The organism is Paenibacillus senegalensis JC66, from assembly GCF_000285515.1.
Lineage (GTDB): Bacteria > Bacillota > Bacilli > Paenibacillales > NBRC-103111 > Paenibacillus_L > Paenibacillus_L senegalensis.
In genome coordinates, this window is the sequence record NZ_HE610967.1 from 1 (window position 1) to 9,429 (window position 9,429).

At 46.2% G+C, this 9,429-nt stretch carries 8 protein-coding genes; 7 read left to right on the forward strand and 1 reads right to left on the reverse strand.

Annotated elements, in window-relative coordinates; translation table 11 throughout:
* Positions 1 to 115 precede the first annotated feature (115 nt).
* A complete protein-coding gene (locus tag PSHG_RS25010; RefSeq protein ID WP_010279483.1) occupies positions 116 to 490 on the reverse strand; it encodes a hypothetical protein in 375 nt (124 codons plus the stop codon).
* A gap of 620 nt (positions 491 to 1,110) precedes the next feature.
* Between PSHG_RS25010 and PSHG_RS25015 the strand changes: the two genes are divergently transcribed.
* The 7 genes from PSHG_RS25015 to pssA all read left to right on the forward strand — a co-directional run bounded on the left by PSHG_RS25015 (position 1,111) and on the right by pssA (position 9,365).
* Positions 1,111 to 1,572, forward strand: coding sequence for a CtsR family transcriptional regulator (locus PSHG_RS25015; protein WP_010279485.1), 462 nt, complete (start codon positions 1,111 to 1,113; stop codon positions 1,570 to 1,572).
* Between the two features lie 147 nt (positions 1,573 to 1,719).
* On the forward strand, positions 1,720 to 2,238 hold the full coding sequence (locus PSHG_RS25020; RefSeq protein WP_010279487.1) for a UvrB/UvrC motif-containing protein: 519 nt from the start codon (positions 1,720 to 1,722) through the stop codon (positions 2,236 to 2,238).
* A gap of 24 nt (positions 2,239 to 2,262) precedes the next feature.
* On the forward strand, positions 2,263 to 3,327 hold the full coding sequence (locus PSHG_RS25025; protein WP_010279489.1) for a protein arginine kinase: 1,065 nt from the start codon (positions 2,263 to 2,265) through the stop codon (positions 3,325 to 3,327).
* Positions 3,328 to 3,441: 114 nt separating this feature from the next.
* Positions 3,442 to 5,865, forward strand: a complete 2,424-nt coding sequence (gene clpC, locus PSHG_RS25030; RefSeq protein ID WP_010279491.1) for an ATP-dependent protease ATP-binding subunit ClpC — start codon at positions 3,442 to 3,444, stop codon at positions 5,863 to 5,865.
* Positions 5,866 to 6,160: 295 nt separating this feature from the next.
* Positions 6,161 to 7,528, forward strand: coding sequence for a DNA repair protein RadA (gene radA, locus PSHG_RS25035; RefSeq protein ID WP_010279494.1), 1,368 nt, complete (start codon positions 6,161 to 6,163; stop codon positions 7,526 to 7,528).
* Between the two features lie 29 nt (positions 7,529 to 7,557).
* The gene (gene disA / locus PSHG_RS25040; RefSeq protein WP_010279497.1) at positions 7,558 to 8,637 is read left to right on the forward strand and encodes a DNA integrity scanning diadenylate cyclase DisA; all 1,080 of its coding nucleotides are present in this window, start codon (positions 7,558 to 7,560) and stop codon (positions 8,635 to 8,637) included.
* Between the two features lie 53 nt (positions 8,638 to 8,690).
* Positions 8,691 to 9,365, forward strand: a complete 675-nt coding sequence (pssA, locus tag PSHG_RS29025; RefSeq protein WP_010279503.1) for a CDP-diacylglycerol--serine O-phosphatidyltransferase — start codon at positions 8,691 to 8,693, stop codon at positions 9,363 to 9,365.
* Positions 9,366 to 9,429 lie beyond the last annotated feature (64 nt).

The following is a 9,429-nucleotide window of genomic DNA, read 5'->3' on the forward strand; positions in this document are numbered from 1 at the left end:
CTATCTCCCGGGGAGAGTATCTGAACCTGTGATCGAAGAACATGCAGGGAAGCAGGACCGCGTTGAAGAGGAAGGTTCCGATGCTGACTATGAGCCCTAAGGCTGGATGGCTACCTTAAATGATAGCCCCCAGCTTTTGGACAATGTTTAACGCTTGATGATGGTCTTTTTCGTCGATAATAACCGTTAAACAGATATCCCGGCCTGTTACTTCATTGTCTTTTCCACCCGAGCTCATTCCGCTTGCACTGACACTAGTCGCCGCTAGAATTGCTGCGTTGCGATCACTAAAGTCTCCACTAAGCGTTAAGTAACCTAATCCGGGGAAATCTCCATTAATCGGATTTTCAATATGATCAATTCCATTCCCAGGGTATCCATCGAATCGGTCGATAGAGCTGTCGATCACTTTAAGCCCGCTCATTTGCTCAAGAGCTTGTTCGGCTTCTTCCGGTTTTTTAAAAAAAGCGAGGATAGTTTTTTCCGCCATTTCGTCATTACCTCCAAATTGCTGATCCAAAGTTGTAAAAGTTTGATTTTAGCATTGTAAATGAACATTTAAGTAAGCAGATTTCGGTCATCGTTTTTTCTGGGTTTAATATGATTCCATTGTAGTGTTTTCATTCTGGAGAAGCTTTATGCTGACTTCAAGAGCTATTCAATTTCCTCTCTCAGCGCCCGCAGACCATTTAATGTGGATACCCGTCGTATCACAACCGACTTCGAACATAGGCCTGCAAGATTTTCTGCGCAAACATTCTAACGCTTGCCCTCGCTCTTATTTGGTGAAAAAGACCGGGATTTTATTTCTAACGCTCATCCTCGCTCTTATTTGTGACAGTTAGTATGTCAAAGCACCGTTCCAAGCCGTTTGCACGAATAAAATAGCCCGATGATACCAAGAATAAGAAAAAACCACTTGGCAAAATGAAAAAAAGTGATATAATAAAATTAAAGTCAAAGAAAGTCAAAGTCAATTTAACTAAAAAAGCTCACAAAGCTCACAAAGCTCACAAAGCTCACAAAGCTCACAAGGCTCACAAGGCTCACAAAGCAATTAGTTCAAAAAAGTCATTAGTCCAATTACAACCGAGAAGTGAGGGATCACCGATGCGCAGCGCTTCGGAAACCATCGAACAGTATCTAAAACAAATATTGATGCAGAGTCCGAATGGTATCATTGAAATTCAGCGTAATGAACTAGCCGATCAATTTCAATGTGTCCCCTCGCAAATCAATTATGTCATCAGTACCCGCTTCACCTTGGAGAAAGGATATATTGTTGAAAGCAAGCGCGGCGGTGGGGGATACATTCGCATCCGCAAGGTTTCACTGGGTCCGCAAGGAGCTATACGCGATCACATATTGCAATCGATAATGGAGCAAATGGATCAGAGCTCAGCAGAAGGACTCGTGTACCAGTTAAAGGAGGGGGGATTCATTTCTGCGAGAGAGGCCAAATTAATAAATGCGGCTGTATCCAGAGAGGTACTTACCTTGAAGCTTCCCTTGAGAGATGAAATCCGCGCCAAGCTTATGAAAGCTATGCTGCTGTCCTTGCTTAGCAAGTAGCTGGTTTCAACCTTTGGAAAAGGGTTATAGGACAACATAAACAATTTAACAACCGCTCAAAGAACCGGCAACGCCGGCCCGCGGTACTTGATAAGTTTTCGCATAATGGCTGAATGAAAGGCATTAAACGCTAAGGAGGTTAGCTCCATGACTTGCCAAGAATGCGGCAAAAGACCAGCCACATTGCATTTTACAAAGATTGTAAATGGGGAAAAGACAGAGTTTCGAATCTGTGAAGCATGTGCCCGTGAAAAAGGGGAAATGATTCCCGGAACTGCGAACGGGTTTTCGATTCACAATCTTATATCCGGATTGTTGAACCTGGAACCGGGTTCAGCCGGTGCATCCGAAACGAAGAGCGCACCGTTGAGATGTGAAAATTGCGGACTTACTTACAAACAATTCGGCAAAATCGGACGTTTCGGATGCAAGCATTGCTATGAACATTTTGTGGATCGATTGGATCCGTTATTTAAGCGGGTCCACGGGAATATATCTCATGTAGGCAAAGTTCCTAAACGCTCCGGCGGCATCATTAAATACAAAAGAGAAATTAACGAATTAAAAAAACATCTAGCCCGGCATATTGAGCTCGAAGAGTTCGAGAAGGCGGCTAACATCCGCGATGAAATCAGGGAGCTTGAAAAGAAAATTGCAGAGCACTAAGGCTCGGGAAAGGAGGGAGAAGGGATGACGTCCGATAAATTTACTAAAGAAGCATTAAGTGAGTGGATGAAAGATAACGGACCTGACTCCGATATTGTGATTAGCAGCAGAATCCGTATTGCACGCAATTTAAACTCTTTTCCATTTCCTATGCTGGCTACCAACGACCAGTCGAAGCAGGTGCTGGAGCAGGTCACAGAGGCCTTAAATAACGAGGATTTGCATGAGATCAGCGAGATGGAGCCGATGCTGCTCGATAACTTGACCGATTTGCAGAAGAAAGTGCTGGTTGAAAAACATTTGATCAGTCCAAGTCTGGCTAACGAATCCCGAAATGGGGCCGTTGTCCTCAGCAAAAATGAATCGATCAGCATCATGGTCAATGAGGAAGACCATTTAAGGATCCAAGTGCTGTGCTCCGGCTTTCAAATAAAAGAAGCTTGGGATCTGGCGAATCAACTTGATGATTTGTTTGAGAATCGGCTGGATTATGCTTTTGATGAAAGAAGAGGGTACTTGACCAGCTGTCCTACCAATGTAGGTACCGGGATCAGAGCTTCGGTTATGATTCACCTCCCTGCACTGGTCATGACTCAGCAAATTAACCGGATTCTATCCGCGATTACCCAAGTAGGGCTGGCTGTAAGAGGACTATACGGAGAAGGCAGCGAAGCGATTGGAAATCTGTTTCAAATCTCCAATCAGATTACGCTTGGGCAGACCGAAGAAGAAATTATTGAGAACTTGTACAGCGTAGTTCGCCAAATTATAGAGCACGAAAGAACGGCTAGAAGGAAACTTTTAGCGGAATCCCACCATATTTTAAAGGATCGAATACAGCGCTCTTTCGGCATTCTGTCCCATGCAGTAATTATGGACTCCAAAGAAGCATCACAGCGATTGTCCGATGTCCGACTGGGCATAGATCTTGGTATCATCGATCATGTATCTGCACGAGTGCTGAATGAGTTAATGGTGATGACACAGCCAGGTTTTCTTCAGCAGTATGCAGGAAAGAAGCTTTCTCCTGAAGAAAGAGACATTCGAAGAGCACAGCTAATTAGAGAGCGTCTGATTGCAGCTGGCTGATTCTTATTTATCAGTGATCAGATTAACAAGGTAATGTCAGAAGGCAGAAGAACAGCTGCGTAGTTAATCCATCAACAACCATTACATTTTACTAAATTGCTGGAGGTGTATAGAATGATGTTTGGCAGATTTACTGAACGAGCGCAGAAAGTACTGGCCCTGGCTCAAGAAGAAGCCGTTCGTCTGGGACATAATAATATTGGTACCGAACATATTTTACTCGGGCTAATTCGTGAAGGAGAAGGAATAGCGGCTAAAGCTCTTATTGCACTCGGACTTGGACTTGAGAAAATTCAAGATGAAGTAGAAGCCTTAATCGGCCGGGGGCAGGAGCAGCCAGCCAACTTTGCCTATACCCCTAGAGCGAAAAAAGTCATTGAGCTGTCTATGGACGAAGCCCGCAAGCTGGGACATACTTATGTGGGTACCGAGCATATTTTGCTGGGGCTGATTCGCGAAGGAGAAGGAGTGGCAGCCAGAGTGTTGAACAACCTGGGTGTCTCCCTTAACAAAGCCCGCCAACAAGTTCTGCAGCTTCTTGGCAGCAATGAAGTCGTGTCTTCCAATCATGGAAGCACGAACAATGTGAATACTCCAACTCTGGACAGCTTGGCAAGGGACCTGACCGCAATTGCAAAAGAAGGGAACCTTGATCCGGTAATTGGCCGGAGCAAAGAAATTGAACGCGTCATTCAAGTGTTAAGCCGCAGAACTAAGAACAATCCGGTACTCATCGGTGAGCCGGGTGTAGGTAAAACAGCGATTGCCGAAGGACTGGCGCAAAAAATTATCAACAATGAAATCCCCGAAACGCTTCGTGACAAAAGGGTTATGACTTTGGACATGGGCTCTGTCGTTGCAGGCACTAAATACCGGGGAGAATTTGAAGACCGTCTGAAAAAAATTATGGATGAAATCCGGCAAGCGGGAAATATCATCCTCTTTATCGATGAGCTGCATACGCTCATTGGCGCCGGGGGAGCAGAGGGAGCGATTGACGCCTCCAACATTTTGAAGCCTTCCTTGGCCAGAGGCGAGCTGCAGTGTATCGGGGCTACAACTCTGGACGAGTACCGCAAGTATATCGAGAAAGATGCGGCGTTAGAAAGAAGATTCCAGCCGATTACAGTAGATCAGCCTTCACCTGAGGAAGCGATTCAGATCCTGCACGGGCTGAGAGACCGCTATGAAGCTCATCACCGGGTCAAAATTCCGGATGTGTCAATCGAGACTGCAGTTAAATTGTCTGACCGCTACATTACGGACCGTTTCTTGCCCGATAAAGCCATTGACCTGATCGATGAGGCTGGTTCCAAAGTACGGCTTCGTTCTTACACGGTACCGCCTAACTTAAAAGAACTTGAAAGCCGTCTGGAGAACATTCGTAAGGAAAAAGATTCGGCTGTCCAAAGCCAGGAATTCGAAAAAGCGGCCTCCTTGAGAGATACGGAACAAAAGCTGCGGGAAGAGCTGGAAGTAACCAAGAACGAATGGAAGGAAAAACAAGGACGCACGGATTCCGAAGTAACGCCTGAGGATATTGCACAGGTGGTTGCAAGCTGGACCGGTATTCCGGTTATTAAGCTGAAGGAAGAAGAAACAGAACGCTTGCTGAAGATGGAGGATATTTTGCACAGCCGGGTTATCGGCCAATCTGAAGCCGTTAAAGCCGTCAGCCAGGCGATCCGCAGGGCGCGTGCGGGATTGAAAGATCCTAAACGCCCAATGGGCTCCTTTATCTTCCTCGGACCTACTGGGGTAGGGAAAACGGAGCTGGCCCGGGCGCTGGCCGAATCAATGTTTGGCGATGAGAACGCGATTATCCGTATTGATATGTCCGAATACATGGAGAAACACTCCACTTCCCGTTTGGTTGGAGCGCCTCCTGGTTATGTAGGCTATGACGAGGGCGGACAGTTAACAGAGAAGGTTCGCCGCAAGCCTTATTCAGTAGTACTGCTGGATGAAATTGAAAAAGCTCATCCGGAAGTATTCAATATTCTGCTTCAAGTGCTGGAAGATGGGCGGCTCACCGACTCCAAAGGACGCACAGTCGACTTCCGCAACACCTTAATCATTATGACCTCTAACGTAGGGGCTGACCTGATCAAGAAAAACAGTGCACTCGGCTTTACCGCTAACCTGGATGCAGGTCATGATTACAACAACATGAAAGACAAAGTTATGACTGAGCTGAAAAAGAGCTTCCGTCCGGAGTTTCTGAACCGAATAGATGAATTGATTGTGTTCCACGCTTTAGATCAGGAGCACATTAATGAAATTGTAACGTTGATGTCGGAAGAGCTGCGCAAGCGTCTTAAAGAGCAGGAGGTAGACTTCATCCTGACGGAATCGGCCAAGAAGTTCCTGGCTAAGGAAGGCTACGATCCGGCATATGGCGCCAGACCGCTGCGCAGAGCAATCCAAAAACACATTGAAGACCGTCTGTCAGAGGAACTTCTGAAAGGAAATATCTCCAAAGGCGATACGTTAACGATAGATGAGAAGGAAGGCGAACTGACGGTAACCCGGAGCTGATTGGCGCCTTAAGCTATACGGAGATAATCAACAGATTAATGTAGTGTACCTGATGTAAGGCAAAACTAACAGAACGGTCCGTATGCGAAGACTATTTCTGCGAAAAATAGGCAACCTAATTGATGGGCATCCCGCTGCAGATAACAACTGACAGCGGGATGTCTTTTTTGCTGGAACAAAAGTGCAGCCGAACGCATATTCGCCGATTTCTTTTTTCACGGGGGTTTTCACCTGGTAAAGGACATGGTAAACTTTGAGTAAAGTTCTCTTTTTTCGTGAAGTTAGGAGTCAAGGAATGGCTAGATCCAAAACCAAGTTTTGCTGTCAGGAGTGCGGGTACGAATCCCCCAAATGGCTTGGCAAATGCCCAGGCTGTCAAGCCTGGAACAGCATGGTCGAAGAGACCGAAACGATTGTTAAAACGCAAGGATTTGCAGCTTCTGCGAATAGTAAGAAAGAAAAGCCGGTTTCAATCATAACTATAGATAGTGGGCAAGAGCCCCGTATTTTAACCCAAAACCAGGAATTAAACCGAGTATTGGGCGGTGGAGTTGTTCCCGGATCTTTAATATTAGTTGGCGGTGACCCTGGCATCGGGAAATCCACCTTACTGCTGCAAACCTCTCATGCTCTGACCATGAGCAACCTTAAAGTGCTTTATATTTCCGGCGAAGAATCAGCCAAGCAAACTAAGCTGAGAGCTGACCGGTTAGGTTCGGTTTCCGAGCAGCTTTTCGTGTTATGTGAAACCAATTTTGAACACATTGCCGAAGCGATTGATGAAGTGAATCCCGACTTTCTAGTAATTGATTCCATACAGACGGTTTACCATCCGGCCATTAGCTCTGCTCCGGGCAGCGTTTCTCAAGTAAGGGAATGCACCGCGCATTTTATGAGAATAGCTAAAGGAAGGGGAATTGCTACTGTTCTCGTTGGACATGTAACCAAAGAAGGGGCGATTGCGGGTCCGCGCCTGCTTGAGCATATGGTCGATTGCGTTCTGTACTTTGAAGGAGAGCGCCATCATACCTACCGTCTGCTGAGAGCTGTGAAGAACCGCTTTGGTTCCACCAATGAGATCGGGATTTTTGAGATGACAGAAGCCGGTCTGGTGGAAGTAAGCAATCCTTCAGAGCTGTTTCTCTCCGAGCGTCCGGCCGGTGCATCCGGGTCGGCGGTAGCGGCCAGCATGGAGGGAACTCGCCCTGTACTGGTAGAGCTGCAAGCGCTCGTGGCTACCACCCATTTTCCTTCGCCGCGAAGAATGTCTACAGGCGTCGATCATCATCGGATGGCCTTGATCATAGCTGTATTGGAAAAGAGAATCGGCATGATGCTGCAGAATCAAGATGTGTATCTCAATGTAGCCGGGGGCGTAAAGCTGGATGAACCCGCCGTAGACCTGGCTATCGCGGTTAGCATTGCTTCCAGCTTTAAGGACCAGCCAGTGGAGAGCGGAGTGGTTGTTTTTGGTGAAATTGGCCTCACAGGGGAGGTCAGAGGGGTTTCAAGAATTGAGCAGAGGGTTAAGGAAGCCCAGAAGCTCGGATTTCAAAGGATTATTATGCCTAAGAAAAGCTTGAAGGGGTGGACTGCCCCTGAAGGTTTGGAAATCGTTGCGGTTTCAACCGTGTCGGAAGCTCTTTCGGCGGCAATTCGTTAAATTTACCGGTTGCTTAATAGGGGGTCATCATGAGTAAAGAGGGATCGAGCAGAGAGGTTATGAGCCGGCTTCTACAGTTGGTAGCCCCCGGAACGGCTTTTCGAGACGGATTAGAAAATGTTCTCAGAGCCAAAACGGGCGCTCTTATCGTAGTAGGGTACAGTCAAGAAGTTAAGGATATTGTAGACGGGGGCTTTTCCATCGATTGCGATTTTACCCCGAACTTTTTGTACGAACTGGCCAAAATGGACGGAGCCATTATATTAACAGAAGATGTGAAACGCATCCTGTTTGCCAACACACAATTAATTCCGGATTCATCCATCAGCTCTTCGGAGACAGGAATCCGTCACCGCACTGCGGAGAGAGTGGCGAAGCAAACCGGTCAGCTGGTAGTCTCGATTTCTCAGCGGCGCAATGTAATTACTCTGTACCAGGGTAATTTGCGTTATTCGCTTAAAGACATGGGCGTTATTTTGACAAAAGCGAATCAAGCCATTCAAACTTTGGAAAAGTATAAGGCGGTGCTGGATCAAGCCTTAATTAACTTAAGCGCATCAGAGTTTGAGGAAATGGTGACATTCCATGAAGTGGCGGGAGTCCTTCAGCGGGTGGAGATGGTTCTTAAAATTAAATCAGAAATTAACAGTTACATCAATGAGCTCGGAACAGAAGGGCGCCTGATTAATATGCAGCTCGAAGAGCTTGTATCCAATACTGAACGGGAGTCGTTGTATCTAATTAAAGATTACATGAAAGAGCTTAACGATGACAAAATTAAAGAAATTCGGTCCGCCCTCAAAAAGTTAAGTGCCGATGAGCTTCTTGATTATCAGCAGGTTGTGCGTATTCTTGGTTACAGCAGCAGCAACTCGGTTATGGAAGAGAATATTTCTCCGAGAGGATTCAGGCTTCTTCACAAAATCCCGCGGCTGCCTTCCGCCATCATTAATAATTTGATCGATAACTTTAAAAGCTTTTCTAATGTTTGTGCGGCCTCCATTGAAGAATTGGATGATGTTGAGGGCATCGGCGAAGTGAGGGCGCGCACCATCAAGGAAGGGTTGAAACGTATCCAAGGACAGATGCTGGTTGATAGGCATATTTAGTCCGCGATTATTTGGACCTTCAGGTCACATGCTAAGTTAAAGGTGGTCAGGGAATGTTAAAAAAATCTCTTCCCAATGTGTTTACAATCCTCAATTTATTTTTGGGGATTGTAGCCATCATCCTGGTCTACACCGAAAGTCACAGTCTTGCAGCTATTATGGTGATTGTGGCCATGTTGATGGATGGATTGGATGGAAGAGTAGCCAGAGCGTTAAATGCTCAAAGCGAATTTGGCAAAGAACTGGATTCATTATCCGATGTCATTTCTTTTGGGGTTGCCCCTGCTTTTATTATGTATGTGGTCGCTTTTTCTGAGCTTAATCCCCCGACCGCATGGATTACTACTGCCCTGTTTCCTATTTGTGGAGCGATGAGGCTGGCCAGATTTAATGTTGTAGAAGCTCCTCCCGGCTATTTTGTCGGCTTGCCAATACCGGCTGCGGGAGGTTTACTATGTACACTGGCTTTGTTTCATCAGGAGCTCCCTACCTATATTCTAGTAGGCGGATCAATCTTACTGTCGCTGCTTATGGTAAGCTCTATAAAATATCCCAGCTTTAAAAAGGTGAAGGTACCCCAAGGAATGCTTTGGCTGGTTGGACTAACGGTCGCCAGTGCCATCTTCGTTTCTATACGATACCCGGGCACGTGGTCTAAGCTTGTTTTTGTCCCGTTAGTTTTGTACGCCTTGTATGGGACTCTGCAAAGTTTACGCAAGAAACGATAACCATTGCCTAGGCGATATTTGCACAAAGCCGGGTTCAGGACATAAACAAAAAAGCATTTATTTT

What these genes read in the sequence shown, in the direction of transcription:
- PSHG_RS25010 (WP_010279483.1), bottom strand. Translation starts at nt 490, where the DNA reads ATGGCGGAAAAAACTATCCTCGCTTTTTTTAAAAAACCGGAAGAAGCC.
- PSHG_RS25015 (WP_010279485.1), top strand. Translation starts at nt 1,111, where the DNA reads ATGCGCAGCGCTTCGGAAACCATCGAACAGTATCTAAAACAAATATTG.
- PSHG_RS25020 (WP_010279487.1), top strand. Translation starts at nt 1,720, where the DNA reads ATGACTTGCCAAGAATGCGGCAAAAGACCAGCCACATTGCATTTTACA.
- PSHG_RS25025 (WP_010279489.1), top strand. Translation starts at nt 2,263, where the DNA reads ATGACGTCCGATAAATTTACTAAAGAAGCATTAAGTGAGTGGATGAAA.
- clpC (WP_010279491.1), top strand. Translation starts at nt 3,442, where the DNA reads ATGATGTTTGGCAGATTTACTGAACGAGCGCAGAAAGTACTGGCCCTG.
- radA (WP_010279494.1), top strand. Translation starts at nt 6,161, where the DNA reads ATGGCTAGATCCAAAACCAAGTTTTGCTGTCAGGAGTGCGGGTACGAA.
- disA (WP_010279497.1), top strand. Translation starts at nt 7,558, where the DNA reads ATGAGTAAAGAGGGATCGAGCAGAGAGGTTATGAGCCGGCTTCTACAG.
- pssA (WP_010279503.1), top strand. Translation starts at nt 8,691, where the DNA reads ATGTTAAAAAAATCTCTTCCCAATGTGTTTACAATCCTCAATTTATTT.